Origin of the sequence: Algoriphagus chordae, assembly GCF_003254055.1 — a bacterium.
In the GTDB taxonomy this organism is placed as follows: Bacteria; Bacteroidota; Bacteroidia; order Cytophagales; family Cyclobacteriaceae; genus Algoriphagus; species Algoriphagus chordae.
The window spans coordinates 39,816-64,809 of record NZ_QKZT01000020.1; the positions used below are offsets into that span (position 1 = coordinate 39,816).

Consider the following 24,994-nt stretch of genomic DNA (forward strand, 5'->3'; position numbering starts at 1 on the left):
AGCTGAGCTAAGGAATCATTACTCTAATATTTTTATAGTGAGTCGTTATCCACAATATTGCTCTGAAAATTTTCAGAAAATTTAACCAACAAATGCTGTCTTAAAACCTATCAAATTGACTTCCTGGCCTTGCTTTTTGCCAGATCATTGCCGTAATTGGACTGCAAAAATAAGCGGACAAATTTTAAATGCCAAACGTGAAATCAATCTTTCTCACAAAACTTTTGATATTTTTATCGATATCTCTACAAAGTATTCATTGTCAAGCAGATGTAATTGATCTGAAAAAAGCAGATTCTTTGTTTAATACGAGGAGCTACAAAGAAGCCATGGAGATTTATGATTCTAGCTACCAATCCGGGATTTATTCCCCTGCAATGTTGCTGAAAATGGCTTTCATTACTGAAGGGATTGGAGATAATGAACGAGCAACTCTGTACCTGAGTAAATATTATGACCTAAGTCCCAATCCTCAGGCGATTACTAAGATTAAAAGCCTAACTGGGCAAACTTCCCTCCAGGGCTATAAAGTGAGCGATGGACGGCGGTTTATGATATTTCTTACAGAATATCAGGATTATATAGTCGGATTATTAGCAGTGTTCTTAGTGCTTTCTATAATCACTAGTTGGGTAACTAGCAGGAAGTCGGGGAAGTCCCCAACCTTCTGGCCGACTATTCTATTAATCATTTTGATATTTGGAGCTAATAATTTCCTAGATGGACCTCATACCGGATTAGTCACTAGCAGCCCTACATTTATCGTCACAGAGCCATCTGCTGGCGGAGAACTGGTAGATATGGTGGAGCCAGGTCATCGTGTGCGCATCAAGTCTACAAAGGATATCTGGTACGAAGTGGAGTGGAAGGATAAGAAAGCCTATATCAAAAAAGAAGATGTAACCAGGCTATAACAAAAAAAGAGTCCAGCAGATTTGCTGGACTCTTTTTTGGATTTGGTCGTAACGAGATTAAAGTTTTTTAATCAATACGTTTTTGAAATAAACTAGATCACCATGATCTTGAAGGGTGATACTACCTTTTTTGAAGGTGCCCCAATTTGGCATGTTTTTGAATTTACTGTCTGCAACTAGCGCTTCCCACTCTGGAGTCCAAAGTGTAGTGCTTACCACTGTCGTGCCATTTAGGATAAATTCAAGTTGGCCATCGTTAGCGATGATCTCAGCTGAGTTCCACTCTCCATAAGGCTTCACGGTCTCTTCACTGCTTACGATTAGGTCATACAGATCCCCAGCTCTATGGCTGATGATTTTAGCGTCAGGATGTCCTTCGTTGTCCAATACTTGCATTTCCAGACCAGTATTGTAGGAACGCTCATATTCGGGCGCTTCGTGCGTATAAAATATCAACCCGCTATTGCCGTTCTGAGAGATTTTCCAATCGTATTTCAAGTGAAAATTATCGTATTCCTCGTTCGTAGTGATGTCGCCACCAGCTCCTTCTTCCCAATTCTCTTTGTTTGTAGCATCAAGGTATGCTTCACCATTCTCGATTTTCCAGGCTGAACCTACTTCTCCACCACCGTATTTATGCCAGTTGGAGAAATCGTTATTTGCAAAGAGATCTGTCCATTCTTCAGCAGGACTTTCTGTTACAGTTATTTCTTCTGTTTCAATTGCTTTCTCGCCAGAGCATGAAGCGAGAATACTCGCCAATGCTGCAACGATTAAATACTGTTTTTTCATCTTATTTTTTCAAAAGGAGTACATATTTCACCATGTCGGTAGCGTCTTCTTCGCTCAAACCAACATGTGGAGGCATTGGGATCTCTCCCCATACACCTACGCCGCCATTGATTACTTTATCGGCTAGCATAGCGATATTCTCATCCGTAGTTTCATATTTGGCAGCTACATCTGCATAAGAAGGACCTACGATTTTCCTTTCCACCATATGACAAGATGTACAATCAGAGGTTTTTAGTTTTGCTAATCCTTTGATGTAGATAGGGTCGTCTTTGTACTTTTCTTCAAGGCTGATATTCTGCTCTGGCGCTGCCGCAGGTGCTGCTACAGAGGGACTGCTGCTGGTACTTTCGGATGTTTTTTCTCCGCCTCCGCAAGCGAAGGTAAATCCTGCCAGAGCTACTAAGGCAAAATTTATAGGTTTTGTGATTTTCATTGAGTTGTATATTAAAATTGAGTATTTAAATGCCTAAGATTTTTTTATTGAATTCCTCGTCAGCACCTCTGCCAGCGAAGTCGTCAAAAGCCTTTTCGGTGACGTTGATGATATGAGAGGCTATAAATGGAGCGCCTTCTGCGGCTCCTTGTTCAGGATGCTTGATGGCACATTCCCACTCTAAAACGGCCCAGCCATCATAATCGTACTGCGAAAGTTTGCTAAAAATTCCTCCAAAATCAACATGTCCATCGCCCAAAGATCTGAATCGACCTGCACGTTCTACCCATCCTTGGTATCCGCCATAAACTCCTTGCTTGCCAGTAGGATTGAATTCCGCATCTTTTACGTGGAACATTTTGATCCTTTCGTGGTAAAAATCAATGAATTGCAAGTAATCTAGGCATTGTAATACAAAGTGACTTGGGTCATAAAGTATGTTGGCACGCTTGTGATTATTGACTTTATCTAGAAACATTTCAAATGTCACTCCATCATGCAAATCTTCTCCTGGGTGCAGTTCATAACAAACATCTACACCGTGTTTGTCAAATTCATCTAAGATAGGAGTCCATCTTTTCGCCAATTCTGTAAAACCTGTTTCTACCAATCCTGCAGGTCTTTGTGGCCAAGGGTAAACGGTATGCCACATCAGCGCACCAGAGAAAGTCGCATGCTGGGTAAGTCCCATGTGCTCGGAAGCTTTTGCTGCATACTTCAATTGCTGTACTGCCCAGTCAGTTTTCCCTTGAAGATTCCCTTTCAGATTATCTGGAGCAAATCCATCGAACAACTCATTGTATGCTGGATGCACTGCTACCAGCTGTCCCTGAAGGTGCGTAGAAAGTTCAGTGATTTCCATCCCAGATTCTTTTACTATGCCGACGATTTCATCTGCATAGGTTTTGCTCTCAGCAGCCTTTTGCAAATCAATCATGCGTGGATCCCAAGAAGGAATCTGAACTCCCGCATAGCCAAGATCAGCCATGTAGTTACAAATATTCTTCAGGTTGTTAAAAGGCGCTTTGTCGTCTATAAATTGGGCGAGAAATATCGCAGGTCCTTTAATTGTCTTCATTTTTAACTGGGTTAAATTATTAGGTTTAAGAGTTTATTTTTTTACTTCAAATGCTGTCCACTTGAGCTCTGATTCATTGCTTTTCAAAACATGATCTATAAATGCCATGCCTCTGATCCCGTCTTCCACGCCGGGATAATCTTCCCATTCTGGTTTTGGAGTTTCTCCTGCTCGATCAGCATAAATACATCTAGCGAAGTTACGATAGAGATTTGCAAAAGCCTCGACATATCCCTCTGGATGTCCTGCTGGAGTTCGTGTATTTTCATTTGCTAGCGAACCAAGATAGCCTGTGCCAGCTCTCAATATCTGCGCAGGTTCATCTGGCCAGCGAGCGATCAAAGTGTTGTTTAATTCTTGCTGCCATTCCAATCCGCCTTTTTCACCATAAATGCGAATTCTCAGATTGTTTTCTGCTCCAGTATCTGTTTGCGAAGCCGTTAGTACCCCTGAAGCTCCATTTTCGAATCTCATTAGTACCACACCATCGTCATCAATTGGCCTGCCGTCAATCTTGATGTAGAGATCTGCGCAAATTGCGGCTACCGTCTCGCCAGAGACGTACTCCGCCAAATGGAATGCGTGTGTACCTATATCACCCATGCATCCTGCAAGGCCGTTTCTCTTGGGATCAGTTCGCCATGCTGCTTGCTTATTGTTTTCTGATTCCAGCAGTTTCCAAAGCCAGCCCTGAGGGTATTCCACATAGACTTTTCTGACCTTACCTATCTTGCCTTCGCTGATCATTTGCTTGGCTTGCTTGATCATCGGATAGCCAGAATAAGTGTGAGTCAATAGGAATCGCTTATCCGAAGCATTGACAGCATGATATAGCTCTTTGGCTTCTGCATAGTTTAAGGTTAGTGGTTTGTCTAGGGCTACATGAAAGCCATGCTTAAGCGCTTTTAGAGCAGGGTCCAAATGCACGTTGTTTGGAGTCACGATCACGACTACATCTATTCGTTTGGAAACTGGAAGCTCCAGTTCTTTTGCAAACATCTCATCATAGGAAGCATAGACACGCTTCGGATCGAGCATGAGTTCTTCGCCTCGTTGTTGAGATTTTTCGGGTTTCGAGCTAAAGGCTCCCGCCGCTAATTCAAACATTCCGTCCATCAAGGCACCATTTAAATGGATGGCACCAATAAAAGAGCCTGGGCCTCCACCTATAAGTCCGATCTTTAATTTTTGTGGGGATGACATAGAGAAAAAGATTTTAAATTCAGGATTAAAGACTTGAATTAATTGATTCCGAGTGGAAAAACCTGCTCCAATTAGCTGAATTGAACGAATAATTGATCAGTAGCTCCATCATGGTATGAGTGGCTTTGTCATTTAGCTATAAGTCCGTACCTCGGAAATTCATACGATCTGCCTAAAATACTTCAAATTGGCTAAACTTTAAACTTTGGCTTGTTCTTAAACCTAACAGCCTTTTAAATCTGATTTTGTACTTATGAATATCAATACCAAGCTCCGACTTTCCGTTATGATGTTTTTGGAGTTTTTTATCTGGAGTTCTTGGTTTGTGACCTTAGGTACTTTTTTGGGAACAAACTTATTGGCCAAAGATCAGGAGATATCTCTTGCCTTTTCCACTCAGTCATTCGGTGCTATTATAGCTCCCTTCGTGGTAGGCTTGATAGCAGATCGCTATTTTCATGCACAGCGAATTCTCGGCGTAATCCATATTATTGGAGCTGGATTGATGTATTTGCTTTATAGCGCTACTGATTTTTCAGGCTTTTTTCCCATCCTTTTTTTGTACATGATTCTATTCATGCCTACGTTGGCACTGGTTAATTCTATTTCTTTCAATCAGATGAAAGATCCAGCAAAGGAATTTTCTACGATTCGAGTTTGGGGGACGATAGGCTGGATCACTGCTGGTCTATTAATTAGTTTTCTGTCATGGGATAGTCAGGAGGGCTTGAAAGAAGGGCTGTTGCGAAATACTTGGCTGATGGCAGCGGCAAGTTCTTTGGCGCTGGGTTTATTCAGTTTCACTCTTCCCCATACGCCACCACAAGCAAGATCGGCAGGGGATTTCAAGCTTTCCGAAGCATTGGGTTTGGATGCCTTAGGCTTATTAAAACATAAGAATTACGCGGTATTCTTTGTCTCCTCTATTCTTATCTGTATACCTCTGGCTTTTTATTATCAGAATACCTCGCCTTTTCTTACTGAAATAGGTTTGGCCAATTCCACAGGAAAAATGGCCATGGGTCAGGTGTCTGAGGTAGTCTTTATGCTAGCACTACCTATTTTCTTCAGCAGATTCGGGATCAAAAAAACCTTGATGGTAGCTATGTTAGCTTGGGCAGTTCGCTATGCCTTCTTTGCCTATGGCAATGCTAATGAAGGAGTTTGGATGTTATTGATTGGCATTGCTCTCCACGGGATTTGCTATGATTTCTTCTTTGTGAGCGGTCAGATCTACACAGATTCCCATGCTGGGACAAAATACAAGTCTTCTGCACAGGGATTGATCACCTTAGCTACCTATGGTGTCGGGATGCTTATAGGCTTCTGGGCAGCTGGATTAATATCTAAATATTATACGAATGAAGCCGGGGCACATCTTTGGGAATCAATTTGGTTGATTCCTGCTGGTATTTCTGTATTGGTTTTGCTACTTTTCATGGCTCTTTTCAAGAAAGAACAAATAAATTCACCTCAATAAACCCCCTATGACCAAACCTATTGACAATGGAAGAAGAGAATCTTTCAAGAAAGTATTACTTGGCGGCGCTGCGTTTAGCACTTTGTCCTCCTTTGATATGAAGCAAGAAAAACCCTATGAATTGAAAGGAAATATCAACCATGGCGTGTGTCACTGGTGTTTTCGGGATATTGAACTAGATGCATTTTGTGTAGAAGCGAAGAAAATCGGTATTAAAGGAATAGACTTAATTGGTCCAAGCAATTGGCATATTCTGAAGAAACATGGGCTAGATTCCTCCATGTGTAATGGTGCTGAAATCAGCCTTACCGAAGGTTTTGGTGAAGTGAAGTACCACGAGCAGTTGATCAAAAACTATACTGAGATGATCCCAAAGGTGGCAGAGGCAGGATACAAAAACCTGATTTGCTTCTCTGGAAATAGAAGAGGAATGGACGATGAAACTGGCTTAAAAAATTGCCAGATCGGACTAGAGAAGATTATCCCATTAGCTGAAAAGCATGGGGTTATTATTCAGATGGAGTTGCTTAATAGTAGAGTGAACCACAAAGATTACTTATGCGATAAATCTGCTTTTGGCGTTGAGTTATGTAAGCGATTGGGAAGCGAAAACTTCAAATTGCTATACGATATCTATCACATGCAGATAGACGAAGGAGATCTAATCAGATCAGTGCAAAACAATCACCAATACTTTGGGCATTACCACACTGCTGGCAATCCAGGGAGAAATGAATTGGATGATACTCAAGAAATATATTACCCAGCTCTGATGAGAGCTATAGTAACCACTGGCTTCGAAGGCTATGTCTCCCACGAGTTTATTCCAAAGTCTGATGATAAGATAGCGGCTTTGGCTCAGGGAGTTCAAGAGTGTGACGTATAAATAGATAGAAAATTAAAATTCCATATTTATGGCAAATGAATCATATGACGCAATTGTAGTTGGGTCAGGAATAAGCGGCGGTTGGGCTGCAAAAGAACTAACAGAGAAAGGGCTTAAAGTATTGATGCTTGAAAGAGGACCAATGGTAGAGCACGTGAAGGATTATAAAACGGCTACTACGCCGCCTTGGGAGGTTCCTCACAGAGGAAGAGATACGCAGCAGCAAATGGCTGATCACCCAAATCTTAAGAGAGATTATGTGCTCAATGAGCTGAACCTAGACTGGTGGGCGCATGAAGATGAGTCTCCTTATGTTGAAGAAAAGCCTTTTACATGGTTTAGAGGGTACCAAGTAGGAGGGCGCTCCCTCTTGTGGGGAAGACAATCGTATAGATGGTCAGATCTAGATTTCGAAGGAAATGTAAAAGAAGGCGTGGCAGTAGATTGGCCAATTCGCTATAAGGATATCGCTCCTTGGTATTCCTATGTTGAGAAATTCATTGGGGTCTCAGGTTCTAAAGATGGCTTGGATGTACTTCCTGATGGTGAATTTATGCCTCCTATGCCGATGAACTGTGTGGAGGAAGATGGTGCTGCCAAAATCAAAGAACATTACAAAGGGGCTAGAACTTGGACTATCGGTCGTCCGGCGAATATCACTGAGCCACTTCCAGGCAGACCAGGCTGTCAGTACAGAAGCAAGTGTTCCTTGGGATGTCCTTTCGGTGGATATTTCAGTACACAGGCTTCGACCTATCCTGCGGCTCTAGCTACTGGTAATTTGACCTTGAGACCTTGGTCTATTGTGAGAAAGCTGATCTATGACAAGGATACCAAGAAGGCAACAGGCGTAGAGGTAGTAGATGGGCAGACAAATGAAGTAAAAGAATACGATGCGAAAATCATTTTCCTTTGTGCTTCTGCCTTCAATTCGACAGCTATTCTAATGCGTACAGCTACGGATGTATGGCCAGGCGGATTGGGATCTAGCTCTGGAGAGCTTGGACACAATGTGATGGATCACCATTTCCGTTTGGGTGCTAGAGGCTCTATGGAAGGATACGAAGACAAATATTACTTTGGTCGAAGACCAACTGGACTATATATCCCAAGATTCAGAAATGTGAACGGGGATAAGCGAGATTATTTGAGAGGCTTTGGATATCAAGGTGGAGCAAGCCGCAGCGGGTGGACTCGTGATGTTGCCGAATTGAATTTTGGCGCTCCGATGAAAGATGCGCTTACGCAGCCAGGCCCATGGGGAATGGGGATAACTGCTTTCGGAGAAATACTTCCTTATCATGATAATACCATAAAGCTAAGTGATACCGTGAAAGATAAGTGGGGAATGGAAGCATTGGTGATGAACGCTGAGATCAAAGACAATGAAATCAAAATGCGAAAGGATATGATGGCTGATGCGGCAGAAATGCTGGAAGTAGCTGGATTTAAAGATATTCAGCAATATGACGCTGGATATACTTTCGGGCAAGGGATTCACGAGATGGGTACAGCAAGAATGGGACGCGATCCGAAAACGTCTGTGCTAAACGGGAATAACCAAGTTTGGGAAGCGAAAAACGTATTTGTAACTGATGGAGCATGTATGACATCCGCTGCAGCGGTGAACCCGTCGCTTACCTACATGGCCTTGACAGCAAGAGCAGCAGCTTTTGCAGTAGATGAATTGAAAAAGCAAAATCTCTAATCGTAAAAGACAAAACTATGACTATGAATAGAAGAGACGCATTGAAAAGCGTCATGGTAATGATGGGAGGGACGATGATTGGCGCTACGACGATCATGACAGGTTGTACCCCTGAAAACCAAATAGAAGGATTAGATTTTGATCCAGATGATGTTGCTTTCTTGGATGAGATCGGTGACACCATTATTCCTGAGACCGATACACCTGGAGCGAAAGCCGTAGGAATAGGCTCATTTATAGTAATGATGGTCAAGGACTGCTATGATGGTGATAATCAGAAGGAGTTTGTCGATGGCGTCAATAAATTGAGAAAAGACTTCAAATCTGCCAACGGAAAAGATTTTGTAGGAGCTCCTGCCGAAGAGAGATTGGCGTTTTTGAATGCCATGAATGAAGAGTTTAGGGCTAGCGGAAAAGACAGAAGTCCGAAGGTGATCAACATGCTTCGTGATTTGACTGTTTTGGGTTATTTCTCTTCAGAAATCGGCGCTACTCAAGCTTTGAATTATGTGGAAACACCAGGTAGATATGATGCTTGTATTCCTTACAATAAAGGTGACAAGACTTACGCGATTTAATTATTACAACCATATAACTATAGCCTGCTCCTCTTGGGGCAGGCTTACCTATTTATGAACAAGCAAAGAAGAAAATTCCTACAGATAGGCAGTATGCTTGGTGTAGGCGCTGCACTGTTTCCTTATGAACTAGCAGCTCATTCCCTTGACAAGGCTAAACTCTCCAAATTTGGACTGCAACTGTACTCCGTCAAGGAAGAAATGGCTAAGGATGCTGCTGGAACGATGCGCAAACTGGCTGGATTTGGGTACAAGCAATTTGAAGGATTTGATGGGGGGAAAGGAATCCTTTGGGGGATGCAGCCTTCAGAATGCAAGAGTCTCTTGTCTGATATAGGGGTTGATTTTGTGTCTTCTCATGCCAATGTATTCAAGGATCTGGATTCGCAGGCTGAGCAAGCTGCAGCCGTGGGGATGAAATACTTGATTTGCCCATACATCGGAGCACAAAAATCAGTGGAAGATTGGAAAAAAGTTGCAGACAAGTTTAACGATGCTGGCGCAACACTCAAGTCTCATGGGCTAAAGTTTGCCTATCATAATCATGATTACACTTTCAAAATGCTAGAAGGGCAATTGCCTCAGGATATTTTGATGGAAAATACAGATCCGGATTTGGTTGACTTCGAATTGGATATGTATTGGTCCTATGTGGCAGGTTATGACGCGCTGGACTATCTGGCCAAGTTCCCAGGTAGATTCAAGCTTTGTCATGTAAAGGATGCAGAAGCCGAAGGAGGGGATTCACACGATCGTGGAGTGCTACTTGGTGCTGGCGAGATACCATATGCGGATATCATCAAGAAGTCCAAGAAATACGGAATGAAATACTTTATCGTAGAGCAAGAGCGATTTGTAGGGACTAATCCTATGGAGGCTGCTGAGAAGAATGCTGCTTATTTAAGCAAATTGAAGGTGTAAATTAATTAGCCGAAATCTTGCCAGGAGATTCTATTAAGTAGAATGGTCTCGGCAAGTTCGACCAGCACAGCTTAAGTATAGCGTTGGGAGCATGGGGAATTGCGGTGGAGCCGTAATCCCTCATGCTCCCTTTACTTAAAAACTCAGCCCGTTCCTCGAGGTCGGTTACTAAGCTTGTCAATGTGTGCCGAGTTGAAGCATAAATTGTATTGCTACTGGCATCATTGCGGCTATAAATTTAATTAGGGGATATCTTATTTCTGAAGAGAAGTAAGTATAAGGCTAAGGCCAAAATGATCAACAAAGCGACTTCGAATTGAGACCAGATCTGGGAGCGATTTATTACGATGTTGGCTTTGTTGATTAATTTTTCACCCTCTTCCAATTGGATTTTACTCAGGTTGTCTAGGTCCTGCTGAGCTTTACTTATTTTTTGATCATAGAGCTGTACTTGACTCAAATTCACCCCCGAAGAGGCTGAGTATATGAGATCATAGTTTTTGATCTGTAGGTCATTTTCTATGATGGCCTTGAAATCGGCCAAATATTGTCCTTCCTGTTCTGTAAGTTTTGTTTTTTCAAAATCAGTCACTATCCCCAGGATGTTTTGTTCATGCGTAGCAATTTCGTCCACCACTTTGGAGTAGTCATAGTTGTTGTCACAATGGTCCACTAATTTTTGGATCGTGAATAGATTCTCTGAAATCTGGAAAATATAGCGTTCTACTACTAAGCGATCATTGTACACCTCTGTAAATGTATTGCTCAGATCTTTGAAAGACTGGCGTTGGATCAGATTCTGGCTGTAGATCAATAGCATTACTATTCCTATGATCACTAATGCGGTTATTTTCCTTTTTCTAAACACAGTGTTGGGCATGATTAATTGTTAGCGTTTGTAACTCATATCAGTTTAACCATATCTTTTCAACTTCCCAAATTTTTTGCTTGCAGAGCATAAAGATCATCGATTAATCTTTACGTAATCATTCCTAGGGTCTTTTTTTCGATTCAGTTTTTAGTTTTACTTGTCTATATAGGACAGGTCCTTTCTTAGTATTTATTCCTCATTCATTAATGCTTGTCACAATCATTTCTCGCGATAAGCTGAGTCCTTTTGCTAGAATGTTTAAATTTAAGCTAAGAAATAAACCCAAAACTAATGGCATACTATCACAGAATGGGAAGCATCCCAGCCAAAAGGCACACGCAGTTTCGTCAGCCTGATGGCAGTCTATACAAGGAAGAAGTAGTGAGCTCCAAGGGCTTTTCAGGTATCTACTCTACACTTTATCATATCTACAATCCCAACGAAGTAAAAGCTATAGGCAAGCCAAAACCCTACTCTTGGAAGCCTGCTAAGGACTATGGATTGAATCAGACACATTTGAAAACCTCAGGTGTAGAATTCACCGGGGAGGATTATTTGTCCGCAAGAAGAAATCTCATGATGAATTCTGATGTAATGATGGGGATTTGCTCACCACGTCAGCGGAAAATGGATTATTTCTTCAAAAATGCAGATGGCGATGAACTGATCTATGTGCACGATGGGGAAGGAGTAATGTATTCTCAGTTTGGAAAACTGGAAGTGCATAAGGGCGATTACATTGTGATTCCTCGCACGACGATTTATAGATTTGAATTTGAAGAAGAAGGTCCGCTCAGACTTCTGATAATAGAGTCTGTGGGGGCTATTGAGACGGTCAAGCGCTACAGAAATGAAGTGGGACAGCTGCTGGAACACTCACCTTATTGTGAGCGAGATATTCGTCCGCCGCATGAACTTCATGTAGAAAAGGAGAAAGGTGAACACCTTGTGCAAATCAAAAAACAGGGAATGCTACATCAGTATTCTTATGGACACAGCCCATTAGATATAGTGGGTTGGGATGGGTACTTATACCCTTATGCACTTTCTATTTATGATTTTGAGCCGATTACCGGTAGGATTCACCAGCCACCACCAGTTCATCAGACGTTCCAGGCTTGGGGATTTGTGATTTGCTCCTTTGTACCAAGATTGTTTGATTACCATCCACTTTCTATTCCTGCCCCATACAATCATTCCAATATTGATTCGGACGAGGTGCTGTACTATGCGGAGGGAGAATTTATGAGTAGGAAAGGAATAGATCGAGGATCCTTTACCCTACATATGGGAGGTTTGCCACATGGTCCACATCCAGGAACTGTGGAGAAATCTATCGGAGCTAAAGCAACAGATGAATATGCGGTAATGCTCGATACATTCAAATCACTGCAGATTACGACGGATGCCCTGGAATTCGTAGATGAAAATTACCCGATGAGCTGGACGGAATAGAAAGTTTGGGCTACCTAAAATTTAAAAAGCCTCGATCTGTGAAGGTCGAGGCTTTATGTTGGTAGGATTTGGATACTTACTTTTTGTCAGTAATCTCCAAAATAGGTTGTCCTGTAGCTCCATTTGGGAGCTTGATGTCAAGCATCATGGAAAGTGTAGGAGCGATGTCCGTGATGGTAGCATAGCGAGAGCTTTCGCCAGCGGGCACATGCCATCCATAGAATAAAATTGGGACATTGGTATCATAAGTGAAACCTGTGCCGTGAGAGGTGCCGGTGGCGCCACCAGTAAGCCATCCTGGCTCAAGAATTATCAGGATATCTCCAGAAGCCTTATGGTTATAACCCATTTGAAGTAGTTTAGCCCGGCCATAAGGAAATGCTTTTGTTCTCATAGCGGTACCAGTATAAACTTCCTTGATGCCATCAAATTTCAACAGGAACTGAGCTATTTCATTTTCAAAATCTTCCTGATTCATTTTCTTTTCTAGAATCAATTCCTGATTAAGGAAAAGTTGTCCATTTGAGCTGTTTTTGATCCAGTCACCCTCTCCATACTTAGAAGAGATGAAATTGAGAAGTTCTGTATTCACTACACCAGTCCTAACATTTCCACCAGGTACATTCTGACTGACCATGTGTGTAGCTATTTCAGCTACTGCGTGATCTGCAGAAAGAAAAACTAAATATTGGTCTTTACCATAAGTCTTGTCAAGGTAGTTCAAAAGTCTTTCGATCTCCTTGTCTAAGCGTAGGTAATTGTCTTCAACTTCTTTGGATTGAGGACCAAATCTATGTCCGATGTAATCAGGCGAAGAAAAGCTCAAGGCCAAGAAATCCGTTTCTTCTCCCATACCCAGTTTTTCACCTTCTAGAGCTGCTAGCGCAAAATCCAAGGTCATCGAGTTGCCGAATGGGGTGGAGGCAATCATTCCGAACTCTCCGTTCGTCTTTCTCAGTTCTGCTAGGTCATAAGGGAAAGTTGGACTGTCTTTACCAGAGAATTTACCTTCAAATGGATTGTCATCCTCCATACTTGCTGTATAAGTATTAATAGGGTAAAGTGTATTCCAGGTTTGAGAAAGATACTTGTCTACAACTTTTTGTTTGTTGAATTTATCTACCCAGTTTGGTAGTTTCTCGTGATAATAAGAAGAAGTCATAAACTCACCCGTGTTGGCATCAAACCAATAGGCATCTCCCATATGTCCAGCTGGTAAGCTGGCTCCACGATCTTTGATGGCTACACCTACAACTTTCGATCTCTTCTGGGAAGCAATTCGAAGTTCGTCAGTGATGGTAGTAGTAAGTAAGTTTCTAGGACTGATAAAGCCATTGTCTTTAGATCCTCCGACGTTAGTCACGGCAGTATCTTCTGCGCAGTATAACATTCGGTCCAAACTTTCTACGTACCAATCATTTCCGATGATACCATGAGTAGCGGGAGTAGTACCCGTATAAACAGAAGCATGACCAGGTCCGGTATAGGTGGGAATATAATTGTAGTGGCCATTTTTCATCATGAAACCATCATTCATCAATCGCTTGAATCCTCCATCTGAATACCTGTCGGCAAAGCGATACAAATACTCTTGGCGCATCTGATCAACTACTATACCGACGATGAGTTTTGGCTTGTCGGCTTCCGACTGTGCTAGTATTGGGCCTGTGGCCAAAATAAAAAGCAAAAATACAATACTGAGTTTTTTCATCTGTTTATAATTATTTTTTCCCGATAGCTATGGGGAGGAATCTCGCATTGTAGTTGATCCTCACAGGATGTGACGATTTTGTCGTGCTCGATTCATGATTTGATTTTTTTGATATCCAAATATAAGGATATGACTCAATCTGTGGATTAAGACTTTGTTAAATGGTCAAAAGCTTTGACATTAGAAGTCTTAAACAATATGATTCCTATGAAAAAGATATTTTGGACCCTGCTTTTACTTGTTTGCTCTCTTTCGGTATTCTCTCAATCCTATTTCGAAGATGGACTAAGCTCAGAATGGCATAAGGGGAGGAGAGATGAACTGAGGAAACTGATGCCAGCAAATTCTGTAGCGGTATTTTTTAACAATCCAGTAAAAAATCGAACGAATGATGTGGATTATATCTACCACCCCGATACTGATTTCTTTTATCTAACTGGGTTTCGTGAGCCAAATGCCGTATTGGTGATTTTCAGCGAAGAGCGGGAAGTCAATGGGAATGTGACTAACGAGCAGATCTTTTTACAAAATAGAGATCCAAGGGCAGAAATGTGGAATGGCAAAAGACTAGGCACCGAAGGAATGAAAAGTGAACTGGGTTTCAAAGATGCCATACTCAATTCTGAATTTGCTGCTAAGTCAGGCATCAATCTTCAGGATTTTGATAAGATTTTGACTTTTAGTCTTTCCGAAGGCATTGAAGAGAGCAGCACCAATCAGCCTCTGATTCAGATGGTGGATGAGTTTAAAACTGCTACTGCCTACCCAGAGAAACTCAACGAAGCAAGCGCTCAAATATATAAATTGATCAAAAACTCAGATCTAGAAACCTCTGATCGAGTGGTTCAGATGCTGAAGAGATACGAACGTCAATATCCAGATATGATGGATGATCCTTTGATTAGTTCTTTTATGAATGCGGATTCTCCAGAAAAAAGAATGGTGGTGAAGGAGGAAATCCCAGAGCAAAAACTGGATATATCTTCACTAGCTAGCTTGATGGCTGCGCTACGAGAAGTGAAGACCCCTGAGGAAATCGCCTTGCTGAAGAAAGCAGTGAAAATCTCTGCAGTAGGGCAGATCGAAGTGATGAAAGCAGCGAAAGTCGGCATGACTGAGCGGGAGATCCAAGGAGTACATGAGTTTATCTATAAACGCTACGGAGCAGAAGAATTGGGTTATCCTTCTATTGTAGGGGCTGGAAATAATGGATGTATTCTTCATTATATCGAGAATGATAAGCGTGATTTGACAGACAGGTTGTTATTGATGGATCTGGGCGCTGAGTGGAGGGGGTACACGGCAGACGTGACTCGTACTATACCTATCAACGGCAAATTCAATGAAGAAGAAAAAGCGATCTATGAATTAGTTTACCAAGCACAGGAAGCAGGAATTGCACTTTCCAAGCCGGGGGCTACTTTTCAGGAAATCGATGCTGCAGGACGCAAAATCATTGATGAAGGACTAGCCAAACTTGGCATTATCAAAAAGGGAGCGAGCCACCAGTATTTTCCTCATGGTACTAGTCATCATATCGGGTTGGATGTGCATGATCGAGGCACGCGAAATCCATTGCAAGAAGGTATGGTTTTTACGATTGAGCCGGGGATCTATATCCCTGAAGGATCCGACTGTGATCCTAAATGGTGGGGGATAGGAGTTCGAATAGAGGATGATATTTTGATCACTGCAGATGGTGCTGAGAACCTCTCTGGGGATGCCCCACGCTCAGTTGCAGCCATTGAAGAGATGATGCGACTTCCCTCTGTGCTGGAGGAATGGGTGTTGCCTGAGATCGATTAAGTTCGATGAAATAAACCCTCGCGGCGGCGCGGCGACGCAACGTATTTTTGTCTGAATATGGAAAAGATTGAGAATGATATTGTTACTTTAGTTCTGGATAAAGCATTTATGATTCATAAAGAGTTGGGACCAGGTTTGCTAGAGTCCATTTATGAAAGAGTGTTAAGTCATGAGTTGAAAAAGTCTGGACTTAAAGTAGCGAATCAAGTATTTATTCCTTTCCTGTGGGATGATATTACTTTTGAAAATGGGTTTAGGGCAGATTTAATCGTTGACGATAAGGTGATCATAGAGATTAAATCGGTTCAAATGATTGCTCCAGTCCATGCTAAGCAATTAATGACCTACCTACGACTTACAAAATTGAAGCTAGGATTACTATTAAATTTCAATGAGGCTTTATTGAAAGATGGAATTAAAAGAGTTGCCAATAATTTATAGTTGAGCTTAGAATAATCGTACGAATTCGCTGTGTCGCCGCGTCGCCGCGAGAAAATCAACAATTACACCTTTTGCAGGAGCTTTTTTATTAGCTAGTCCTGCTTCTTCAGATCACCCCGTTTGATAGATCGAATAAACTGCCCCCAGGCGAATGGATCCAGGAGTCGGAGTGTTCTTGGCCCATAGAGATCTTGATTTTGTATGGCTTGCCCTTGCTGGAAATACCGGAAGTTCTCGTTGCCTGAGGCAGGCATGGATTCCGCCCAGCGTAGTAGCATTTCTGGGCTCATGTTGGCGCGGGAGATGGATAAAGGATCTACCATATTCAGGGCGATTACCGCCTGTTTGAATTCCTCCTCAGTTGGATAGGGCATTACTTCAATTTCTGCCAGCGCTATTTCATCCACTTGCATGGTCAATATCAAACTGATACGATCATCTTTCATGTTGTCTGGAATTTTGAAAGTTTGTTTTTTCAAACCTATAAAGCTGAAAATAACGGAATCACCTTCTAACACAGGCATGGAAAAGTAGCCGAAGCGACCAGAACTAGTACCTCTTCCTTTTTTAGGAACATAAATGTTTACCCCTGCCACAGCATCAGTGCTATCTGCATTAAGGATAATACCCGAAAGTTGGATTACTTTTTTTTCTTGCACATCTTGAGCATTCACTTCAAGTGAGGAAAAAAATATTCCCATTAGGAAAACAAAGGTGGCACTAAGGAGTAATGGCTTCTTCACAAATTGGGGGACTTAATAGAACAGCGGACTATTTTAATTCTAATGCGATATTACCCTAATTTCGGATGATTTTTTATTTTACCCTCATAAACTCCGTTAAAACTTACAAATGCGGCTAAAAAATATCAGTTTAAACTACGGGCTTAGAATTTTCAAAGCATTGTCTGAGGAACCTCGGGTCCGTATTTTTCATTTACTTATGCTCAATAAGGAGCTTTCAATTTCCGATTTTGAGTTGATCCTCGATTTTACGCAGACAAAAACGAGCAGACATTTGGTTTACCTGAAAAATGCAGGTTTGCTAGGAAGTAAGCGAGTAGATCAATGGGTGTTTTATTACATTTTGGAGGAGTACATGGAAATCATTCAGCAGATTTTTAAGTTTATCCAGAAAGACCCCAGTCTTCTCAAGGATCAGGAAACCTTCGAAATCCTGAAATCCAACCGTGAGTTGGCCATCAATAAAATTCAAAACAATCAGTACCGCCGTTAATACCTTGAAAACCTACCAACACCTGTTTTTCGATCTAGATCACACACTTTGGGATTATGATCGAAATGTCCAAGAATCACTTTCTGAATTGTTTCTTCATTACAAATTAGAGGAGAGTGGTCTTCTGTCACCTCAGCATTTCATAGACTCCTTTTATGCGGTGAATTTCCAGCTTTGGACAGCTTACGACAAGGGTGAAATGCATAAAGATGAGTTGCGGACTACTCGTTTTCCTAGAATATTTGCCCATGCAGGAGTACATGATGCTGTCATTCCAGAAGAATTCGAAGGAGATTTTATGCACCGTACCTCGAGCAAGCCACATCTTTTTCCACATACCATCGAGATTCTCGATTACCTCAAACCCAAGTATAAGCTATATGTGATTACAAATGGATTTGATGAGAGCCAAGCGAGAAAAATGAATTCTTCTGGTTTGAGTGATTACTTTGAATTGGTGGTGACTTCCGAGACCACAGGGCATAAGAAGCCGGATCCGAGGATTTTCCAATACGCGTTGGAGCAAGCTGGTGCAAGTAAAGAAAATAGTTTGATGATAGGGGATAACCCGATTTCAGATATGCAAGGTGCGCATGGTGCAGGTATAGATCAGGTTTTTTTCAACCCGCTTGGAAAGGCAATTGAATTGAGGCCTACTTATACTATTTCACATTTGAGAGAACTAGAAGACATACTTTAGGGTTCTTTTACTTCAAATCCATGCGCCAATAAAACCTTCTGGTTATCTTTGGCCAAACAGCAAATCATAACCCCAGATATTATGCTCAAAGGTTTTTTTAATGTCCCAGCTCCGGTAAATGAGCCGGTGAAAGCTTACGCTCCCGGAAGCTCCGAGAGAAAGGAATTGCAAGCAGCGCTCAAAGAGGCGAGATCTCAGCAAGTTAACGTGCCGATGTATATCGGTTCGGATGAGGTCAGAACTGGCAATACGCAGACCATGTCTCCTCCACACGATCACCAGCATGTATTGGGTCATTTCCATGAAGGAGATGCTTCTCACGTAGAGCAGGCGATCAATGCTGCACTTGGAGCAAAGCATGCATGGGAAAACCTAGCTTGGGAACAAAGAGCAGCGATTTTCTTGAAAGCAGCTGATCTTTTGGCTGGGCCATATCGTGCCAAAATCAATGCAGCAACCATGCTTGGTCAATCCAAGAATGCGATGCAGGCAGAGATCGATGCGGCATGTGAGTTTATCGACTTCTTGCGCTTCAATGTTCAATACATGACTGAAATCTACGCTCAACAGCCTCCCGTTTCTGGAAATGGCGTTTGGAATAGACTGGAGCAGCGTCCACTTGAAGGTTTTGTATTCGCATTGACTCCGTTCAACTTCACAGCAATAGCAGGTAATCTACCTACTTCTGCTGCGATGATGGGTAACACCATCGTATGGAAGCCAGCTTACACGCAGATTTATTCTGCTAATGTGCTAATGCAGGTTTTCAAAGAGGCTGGAGTTCCTGATGGTGTGATCAACTTGATCTACGTGGATGGTCCTACTGCCGGAGATATTATTTTCAAGCATCCAGATTTTGCAGGAATTCACTTTACAGGTTCTACGGGCGTTTTCCAGCATATCTGGAAAACTATCGGAACGAATATCCACCAGTACAAAGCTTATCCAAGAATTGTAGGAGAGACAGGTGGAAAAGACTTTGTGATTGCTCACAAATCTGCCATTCCAAAAGCTGTGGCTGTAGGACTTTCCCGTGGCGCATTTGAGTTTCAAGGTCAAAAATGCTCTGCTGCTTCCCGTGCTTACGTCCCTTCAAATATATGGGATGAAGTAAAAGAAGGCTTAGTCGCTGATCTTGCTGACATGAAAATGGGCGGAACGGAAGATTTCACCAATTTCATCAATGCGGTGATCGACGAGAAATCTTTTGATAAAATTGCCAAGTATATAGACAATGCGAAAGCAAATCCAGCAGTCGAAATCATCGCTGGCGGTAATTACGATAAGTCTAAAGGTTATTTCATCGAGCCAACCGTGATAGTAACTCAAGATCCTATGTACACGACCATGTGTGAAGAGATCTTCGGCCCAGTGTTGACGATATATGTGTATGATGCTGAGCGATTCGAAGAGGCATTGGAATTGGTCGATCAGACTTCTCCGTATGCTTTAACTGGAGCTATATTTTCTCAGGATCGCTATGCGGTGGAATTAGCCACTATTAAGCTGAAAAATGCTGCGGGTAACTTCTACATCAATGACAAGCCAACAGGAGCAGTAGTAGGTCAGCAGCCATTCGGTGGAGCTAGAGCTTCAGGAACGAATGATAAAGCTGGTTCTATGATCAACTTGCTACGTTGGGTTTCTCCACGTACGATTAAGGAGACTTTTGTTTCTCCGGAGGATTACAAGTATCCGTTTTTGGGAGAAGACAAGTAGCACTATTGACCTTTGAGGTGTCATTCCTACGACGAAGGAGTAGGAATCTCCTCGAAGGTCTGGACTAGATATTTAATGAAATAAAACCTTCGAGGGGACCCTTCGACTTCGCTACCAATGACAGATTGATTTGAGGACATCAAAAGCTGGTCAGTTCGAGCACCCGAGAGACGGGAGTCTAGAGGTTCGAGAACCTTTCGATTTCGAGACTCTCGTCTCTCAAGTGCTCAAGGTGACCATGGTTAGGGTTCCAAAACAAATTACTGTCATTTCATTTTTGTGTGTTCAAAGAATATTTAATACTCAGGGTGACTCCTCGAAGGTTAGTAAGAGCCTCGGATTTAGATTCGGGGCTTTTGTTTTTTTACCGCTGAGGACGCAGAGTGTAGCGCGGAGAGCGCTGTTTAGTTTGAGTTCTTAATTCTATTCTTATTTTTTGCGCCTTATTACCTATTTTGGAGATTTTATTTATTTTTAGTTATTCTTCTAAAATCTTGTAAATGAAAAACCTCAGCTTACTTTTTGTGACTTTTATGATTATTTCCTGCGCTGAAAAAGGGGCTGAAGAAATCTACCAAGGCAAGCTTGAAGAATTGCTTTTGGAGGATTTTAGCTTGGAAAAAGACTCGTTGACAACAGGGTTTTGGAATCTAAAAGTTATAAAGGATGCAGGAAAAGATTATCTAGTTTATTCACGCAGTGCCAGAAAGTTTAAAGGATGGGGATTTGTTTTTCTAAATCCTCAAACCGGCAAAGAAGAACACCTAATTGAGATTCCTATAGAAGGTCCCAATTCTATGAAGGGAGGGATTATGGGTTATGTTGTTCATGAAAAGAATTCAGTTTTTTTAATTAGCAGTTTGGGCGATGTAGCAAGGTATGATTCGGCAGGTGATCAAATATCTTATATCGATTCAGAACTTGATATTCCACATACTTTGGACAATATGGTGCGCGTGGAGTTTAGAAATGGATTGGCTTATGTTGAATATCCTAATCTACAATTCGGTCAGAACCCTTCCCATATTGTAAATATCAAAGATAAACCTGGACCTGGTGAAATCAGGTATGAATTTGCTTTAGACTTTTCAAACTGGTTGACCTATACCGATGTCACTACGGGTAAAATTGAAACAAGTGATTTCCTAATCCCAACTGGATACGAGATTTTTCAGGGAGATGTGACAGCTACTTTTTTATTTGGAGCCTACGATAGTAAAAGAGATCAGTTCTTGCTCGGTTGGCCATATTCAAATGAAATTTATGAGTTGAAGGATTTAAAGCTTAAGCGAAAAGTGATTCCCAAGTCAAATTTAGAATATAAATTTTTGCCATCTGAAATAATCCCGTGGGGAACTAATACCGTTTGGGCTTTACCCAAAGAAGCTTCAGCAAATATTTTTCTGTTGTATGATTCTCACCGGGATTTATACATTCGCTGTTCCAAAATCAATGAATCAGGCACGGGTGAAACCAAATTTGAACGCACGAAGCATTATGTTTTGAGTATTTACTCGGGGGATTGGGAGCCGAAAGGGGAATACTTTTTCGATTTCGAAACTGAGCTAGAAGTTGAAAATTGGTTCCTGACTTCCGAAGGACTTTTTATCAACAAACCTGAACAGGAGTCTGAGGATGCGTATGAGTTTTGGAAGATTGATTTATCAAAATTTATTGATAAATAGCTAAAAGCGAAAGGATTGAAAAATGATTTCCTTAAATTCAGGTTATGAAATCGAGCATGATGTAATCAGCAAGTAGAGAGATAATTCTCGATCATGTGAGATTCTCCCGAGTTAAGTTCGGGACAGGCTATCTGACGATAGAGTATCAAATTATAAATAGATGAAGGCAGTTGAATTAAGAACTAGAACCGAGGCAGATGGAAGCATCAAACTAGAGCATACTGGTTTGAGTGGTGGAGTGCTAGTTAGAATTCTGATACTTTCTGAAGAGGAGGAGGGAGAAGAAGAAAAGCGGTATCTAAAAACCATTTCGAGAAATCCTGCTTTTGATTTTTTAAACGAACCTGAAGAAGATATATACAATACAAAAGATGGGAACCCATTTAAGCGTTAGGGGAAAAATTGTTCTAGTCCCGTTCCCATTTGATGATTTTTCTTTACGCAAAGTTAGACCAGCGCTTTGTCTCTCAGACCCTATTGGGAAGTTTGAACATATTGTAGTTGCATTTATTTCAAGTAAAGCTCCAGAGATTTTAGAAGAATCGGATATATTGATTGATCCTCAAGAGGATTATTGGGCTGGAACTGGATTATTGGTGGCTTCTGTACTTCGGCTTCATAAGATTGTTTCTATTCCGCTAAGTTTAATTATGAGAGAGCTTGGATCATTTCCTTTAATAATGGATAAGCTTTTAGCTGAAAAAATCAAGTCTATTTTTCAATTGAAATAATACCATTTGGATTTTTAATCCTTTTCAAACCACTTTCTATTTGCGTCACTTCGCGTTCTTCGGGGCTAAAAAAAACGGCTGAATCTCTCCAGCCGCTCGTAAATCGTAAATCGTAAATCAAAAATCTCAGATCACCTACGTGTGCATCGCACCATTCACCTGCAGCACCTGTCCGGAGATATAACTACTCATCTCAGACCCTAAGAATACGCAGGCATCAGCCACTTCTTCCGGTCGGCCACCACGTTTCATAGGAATTCCGTCTCTCCAACCTTGCACAGTTTTTTCGTCCAGCACAGCAGTCATCTCAGTTTCGATAAATCCCGGAGCTACAGCATTGCATCTAATGTTTCTCGATCCAAGTTCCAGTGCTACAGATTTAGTGAACCCGATTATTCCTGCTTTTGAAGCGGCATAGTTTGCCTGGCCGGCATTTCCTTTCACGCCCACTACTGAAGTGATGTTGATGATGGAGCCAGATTTAGCTTTCATCATGGTTCTGTTCACCGCTTTTACGGTATTGAAGCAGGATTTTAGGTTAATTCCGATCACTTCGTCCCAAGCTTCCTCGGTCATTCTCATCAATAGGTTGTCACGGGTGATGCCGGCATTGTTGATCAAAACATCCAATCCGCCAAATTCCGCTACTACTGCAGCAACTAATTCTTCGGCAGCTTTGAAATCCGAAGCATCAGATCTATAGCCTTTGGCTTTGATGCCAAATTCTGCCAATTCTGCTTCTAGTGCTTGGCCTTTTTCCACACTTGACAAAAAAGTAAAAGCGACATTTGCGCCTTCTTGTGCATATCTGATGGCAATTGCTCTTCCGATGCCTTTAGATGCGCCGGTGATCAATGCCGTTTTTCCTGAAAGTAATCCCATGGAGTTTAAAATTTTGTTTGGCCAAAAATAGAAAAAAACCCAAAACTTTTGATTCTAAAATTGATTTCACTTGTCTTTAGATTCTATGCTTAATTAATCATTGGTTAAATATCACTTATTTAAAATATAATTTGACGTTTGTATAGACTGGTAAAATATTGATTGGAAATCATGTGCTCTGATTGCTGAAATCAAGTTTTTAACCTGAAATAGTGATTGAAACCAAATTTTTTTCTGAAGTCAAAAGGCCTATTTTTGCGTTAATCAATTCGTTCTAAAAAACAAGTAATAGATATGTCTTCGACCAAATTTGACGTGATCGTGGTGGGCAGTGGACCAGGTGGCTATGTAGCTGCTATTCGCGCTTCCCAACTCGGCCTAAAAACTGCCGTAGTAGAAGCTGCGGAATTGGGTGGTATTTGTCTTAATTGGGGTTGTATCCCCACCAAAGCTTTATTGAAAAGTGCTCAGGTTTTTGAGTACATCAATCATGCTGCGGATTACGGCATAACTGTCGCCGATGCCAGTGCTGATTTTACAGGCATCGTCAAAAGAAGCCGTGGTGTTGCTGACGGAATGAGCAAGGGAGTTACCTTCCTAATGAAGAAAAATAAGATCGAAGTGATCAAAGGTTGGGGTAAAATCCAGCCAGGTAAGAAAGTAGAAGTAGAAGATGCTGAGGGAAAGAAAACCGTCTATGCTGCAGATAATGTAATTATCGCAACGGGCGCTAGATCCCGTGAACTTCCTTCTATGAAGATCGATAAGAAGAAAATCATCGGTTACCGTGAGGCGATGACTTTGGATAAAATGCCTAAGAAAATGGTGGTTGTAGGTTCTGGTGCTATCGGAATCGAGTTCGCTTATTTCTATGCTACTATGGGTACAGAAGTGACTATCGTAGAATTTTTGGATAGAATCGTACCAGTGGAGGACGCTGAAGTTTCCAAGACTTTGGAGAAACTATACAAAAAGGCAGGCATGACCATCATGACTTCTTCGGAAGTGACTGCAGTAGATACTAAAGGAACAGGTTGCAAAGTAACTGTCAAAACAGCTAAAGGCGAGGAGACGCTAGAATGTGATATCGTGCTTTCTGCTGCTGGTGTTGTTTCGAACCTTGAGAATTGTGGTTTGGAAGACGTTGGAATTTTGGTAGACAAAGGCAAAATCAAAGTTGACGAGTACTATAAGACTAACATGCCGGGCTACTATGCCATCGGTGATGTGATTCCTGGACCGGCTTTGGCGCACGTAGCATCTGCTGAAGGTATTATTTGTGTGGAGAAAATCGCAGGGCAAAATCCTGAGCCATTGGATTACGGAAATATCCCAGGTTGTACCTATTGTTCTCCTGAGATTGCCTCTGTAGGTATGACTGAAGCAAAAGCTAAGGAAGCAGGCTATGAGTTGAGAATCGGTAAATTTCCTTTCTCTGCATCAGGAAAAGCATCTGCCGCTGGCGCAAAAGACGGTTTTGTGAAACTTGTATTCGATAAGAAATACGGTGAATTGCTTGGTGCGCACCTGATCGGAGCCAATGTGACAGAGATGATTGCTGAGATTGTAGCTGTTCGTAAGCTAGAGATCACGGGGCATGAATTGATCAAAACCGTGCATCCACACCCTACTATGTCAGAAGCAATCATGGAGGCTGCGGCTGCTGCTTATGATGAGGTGATCCACCTTTGATCAAAAAAAAATAATAATAAAAGACAGAAGATCAACAACTAATTGGTCTTCTGTCTTACTTTTAAGGAA

General features: G+C 41.7%; 24 protein-coding genes. 16 read left to right on the plus strand and 8 right to left on the minus strand.

What is annotated here, in order from left to right:
• Nucleotides 1-224: 224 nt before the first annotated feature.
• Nucleotides 225-914 (plus strand): SH3 domain-containing protein, encoded by a 690-nt coding sequence (locus LV85_RS18155; RefSeq protein ID WP_317046463.1) that lies wholly within the window; start codon nucleotides 225-227, stop codon nucleotides 912-914.
• 57 nt (nucleotides 915-971) lie between these two features.
• Here the strand turns inward: LV85_RS18155 and LV85_RS18160 are convergent, their stop codons facing one another.
• From LV85_RS18160 to LV85_RS18175, 4 genes are read right to left on the minus strand one after another with little or no spacing between them, the layout of a single operon-like run.
• Nucleotides 972-1,706, minus strand: coding sequence for a 3-keto-disaccharide hydrolase (locus LV85_RS18160; RefSeq protein WP_111322102.1), 735 nt, complete (start codon nucleotides 1,704-1,706; stop codon nucleotides 972-974).
• A 1-nt stretch (nucleotide 1,707) separates the two neighbouring features.
• A complete protein-coding gene (locus LV85_RS18165) occupies nucleotides 1,708-2,142 on the minus strand; it encodes a c-type cytochrome (RefSeq protein WP_111322104.1) in 435 nt (144 codons plus the stop codon).
• A 25-nt stretch (nucleotides 2,143-2,167) separates the two neighbouring features.
• On the minus strand, nucleotides 2,168-3,220 hold the full coding sequence (locus LV85_RS18170) for a sugar phosphate isomerase/epimerase family protein (RefSeq protein ID WP_111322106.1): 1,053 nt from the start codon (nucleotides 3,218-3,220) through the stop codon (nucleotides 2,168-2,170).
• A gap of 33 nt (nucleotides 3,221-3,253) precedes the next feature.
• A complete protein-coding gene (locus LV85_RS18175) occupies nucleotides 3,254-4,423 on the minus strand; it encodes a Gfo/Idh/MocA family protein (RefSeq protein WP_111322108.1) in 1,170 nt (389 codons plus the stop codon).
• A 253-nt stretch (nucleotides 4,424-4,676) separates the two neighbouring features.
• Between LV85_RS18175 and LV85_RS18180 the strand changes: the two genes are divergently transcribed.
• The 5 genes from LV85_RS18180 to LV85_RS18200 are packed head-to-tail and all read left to right on the plus strand — an operon-like array spanning nucleotide 4,677 to nucleotide 9,996.
• The gene (locus LV85_RS18180; protein ID WP_111322110.1) at nucleotides 4,677-5,903 is read left to right on the plus strand and encodes a nucleoside permease; all 1,227 of its coding nucleotides are present in this window, start codon (nucleotides 4,677-4,679) and stop codon (nucleotides 5,901-5,903) included.
• Between the two features lie 7 nt (nucleotides 5,904-5,910).
• The gene (locus LV85_RS18185; RefSeq protein WP_111322112.1) at nucleotides 5,911-6,789 is read left to right on the plus strand and encodes a hydroxypyruvate isomerase family protein; all 879 of its coding nucleotides are present in this window, start codon (nucleotides 5,911-5,913) and stop codon (nucleotides 6,787-6,789) included.
• A gap of 28 nt (nucleotides 6,790-6,817) precedes the next feature.
• Nucleotides 6,818-8,497, plus strand: a complete 1,680-nt coding sequence (locus LV85_RS18190) for a GMC oxidoreductase (protein WP_111322114.1) — start codon at nucleotides 6,818-6,820, stop codon at nucleotides 8,495-8,497.
• A gap of 17 nt (nucleotides 8,498-8,514) precedes the next feature.
• The gene (locus tag LV85_RS18195) at nucleotides 8,515-9,075 is read left to right on the plus strand and encodes a gluconate 2-dehydrogenase subunit 3 family protein (RefSeq protein WP_111322116.1); all 561 of its coding nucleotides are present in this window, start codon (nucleotides 8,515-8,517) and stop codon (nucleotides 9,073-9,075) included.
• Nucleotides 9,076-9,129: 54 nt separating this feature from the next.
• Nucleotides 9,130-9,996: a sugar phosphate isomerase/epimerase family protein gene (locus LV85_RS18200; protein WP_111322118.1), complete on the plus strand. Its 867-nt coding sequence runs from the start codon at nucleotides 9,130-9,132 to the stop codon at nucleotides 9,994-9,996.
• 238 nt (nucleotides 9,997-10,234) lie between these two features.
• Here the strand turns inward: LV85_RS18200 and LV85_RS18205 are convergent, their stop codons facing one another.
• Nucleotides 10,235-10,876: an MCP four helix bundle domain-containing protein gene (locus LV85_RS18205; RefSeq protein WP_111322120.1), complete on the minus strand. Its 642-nt coding sequence runs from the start codon at nucleotides 10,874-10,876 to the stop codon at nucleotides 10,235-10,237.
• A 282-nt stretch (nucleotides 10,877-11,158) separates the two neighbouring features.
• Between LV85_RS18205 and LV85_RS18210 the strand changes: the two genes are divergently transcribed.
• Entirely contained in the window at nucleotides 11,159-12,322 is a 1,164-nt protein-coding gene (locus LV85_RS18210; RefSeq protein ID WP_111322122.1) for a homogentisate 1,2-dioxygenase, read from the plus strand.
• A 76-nt stretch (nucleotides 12,323-12,398) separates the two neighbouring features.
• Here the strand turns inward: LV85_RS18210 and pafA are convergent, their stop codons facing one another.
• The gene (pafA, locus tag LV85_RS18215; protein ID WP_111322124.1) at nucleotides 12,399-14,033 is read right to left on the minus strand and encodes an alkaline phosphatase PafA; all 1,635 of its coding nucleotides are present in this window, start codon (nucleotides 14,031-14,033) and stop codon (nucleotides 12,399-12,401) included.
• 207 nt (nucleotides 14,034-14,240) lie between these two features.
• Here pafA and LV85_RS18220 point away from each other — a divergent pair, with 207 nt between their 5' ends.
• The gene (locus LV85_RS18220; protein ID WP_111322168.1) at nucleotides 14,241-15,839 is read left to right on the plus strand and encodes an aminopeptidase P family protein; all 1,599 of its coding nucleotides are present in this window, start codon (nucleotides 14,241-14,243) and stop codon (nucleotides 15,837-15,839) included.
• 57 nt (nucleotides 15,840-15,896) lie between these two features.
• Nucleotides 15,897-16,280 carry a GxxExxY protein gene (locus tag LV85_RS18225; RefSeq protein WP_111322126.1) on the plus strand — a complete coding sequence of 128 codons (384 nt, stop codon included), beginning with the start codon at nucleotides 15,897-15,899 and terminating at the stop codon, nucleotides 16,278-16,280.
• 92 nt (nucleotides 16,281-16,372) lie between these two features.
• On the opposite strand, the gene LV85_RS18230 is transcribed toward LV85_RS18225, so the two are convergent.
• Entirely contained in the window at nucleotides 16,373-16,981 is a 609-nt protein-coding gene (locus tag LV85_RS18230) for a carboxypeptidase-like regulatory domain-containing protein (RefSeq protein WP_111322128.1), read from the minus strand.
• A gap of 151 nt (nucleotides 16,982-17,132) precedes the next feature.
• Between LV85_RS18230 and LV85_RS18235 the strand changes: the two genes are divergently transcribed.
• From LV85_RS18235 to LV85_RS18260, 6 genes are all read left to right on the plus strand, one after another.
• Nucleotides 17,133-17,516 carry an ArsR/SmtB family transcription factor gene (locus LV85_RS18235; RefSeq protein ID WP_111322130.1) on the plus strand — a complete coding sequence of 128 codons (384 nt, stop codon included), beginning with the start codon at nucleotides 17,133-17,135 and terminating at the stop codon, nucleotides 17,514-17,516.
• A gap of 4 nt (nucleotides 17,517-17,520) precedes the next feature.
• A complete protein-coding gene (locus tag LV85_RS18240) occupies nucleotides 17,521-18,216 on the plus strand; it encodes a YjjG family noncanonical pyrimidine nucleotidase (RefSeq protein ID WP_111322132.1) in 696 nt (231 codons plus the stop codon).
• A gap of 81 nt (nucleotides 18,217-18,297) precedes the next feature.
• Complete coding sequence (gene pruA / locus LV85_RS18245) at nucleotides 18,298-19,935, plus strand: L-glutamate gamma-semialdehyde dehydrogenase (RefSeq protein ID WP_111322134.1); 1,638 nt, start codon at nucleotides 18,298-18,300, stop codon at nucleotides 19,933-19,935.
• 500 nt (nucleotides 19,936-20,435) lie between these two features.
• Nucleotides 20,436-21,620 (plus strand): hypothetical protein, encoded by a 1,185-nt coding sequence (locus tag LV85_RS18250; RefSeq protein WP_111322136.1) that lies wholly within the window; start codon nucleotides 20,436-20,438, stop codon nucleotides 21,618-21,620.
• 160 nt (nucleotides 21,621-21,780) lie between these two features.
• Nucleotides 21,781-22,014, plus strand: coding sequence for a hypothetical protein (locus LV85_RS18255; RefSeq protein WP_111322138.1), 234 nt, complete (start codon nucleotides 21,781-21,783; stop codon nucleotides 22,012-22,014).
• On the plus strand, nucleotides 21,992-22,351 hold the full coding sequence (locus tag LV85_RS18260) for a type II toxin-antitoxin system PemK/MazF family toxin (protein ID WP_111322140.1): 360 nt from the start codon (nucleotides 21,992-21,994) through the stop codon (nucleotides 22,349-22,351). The genes LV85_RS18255 and LV85_RS18260 overlap by 23 nt, the downstream gene beginning before the upstream one ends.
• A gap of 135 nt (nucleotides 22,352-22,486) precedes the next feature.
• Here LV85_RS18260 and fabG read toward each other — a convergent pair whose 3' ends face one another.
• Nucleotides 22,487-23,233 carry a 3-oxoacyl-[acyl-carrier-protein] reductase gene (gene fabG / locus LV85_RS18265; protein ID WP_111322142.1) on the minus strand — a complete coding sequence of 249 codons (747 nt, stop codon included), beginning with the start codon at nucleotides 23,231-23,233 and terminating at the stop codon, nucleotides 22,487-22,489.
• Nucleotides 23,234-23,527: 294 nt separating this feature from the next.
• Between fabG and lpdA the strand changes: the two genes are divergently transcribed.
• Nucleotides 23,528-24,925 (plus strand): dihydrolipoyl dehydrogenase, encoded by a 1,398-nt coding sequence (gene lpdA / locus LV85_RS18270; protein ID WP_111322144.1) that lies wholly within the window; start codon nucleotides 23,528-23,530, stop codon nucleotides 24,923-24,925.
• Nucleotides 24,926-24,994 lie beyond the last annotated feature (69 nt).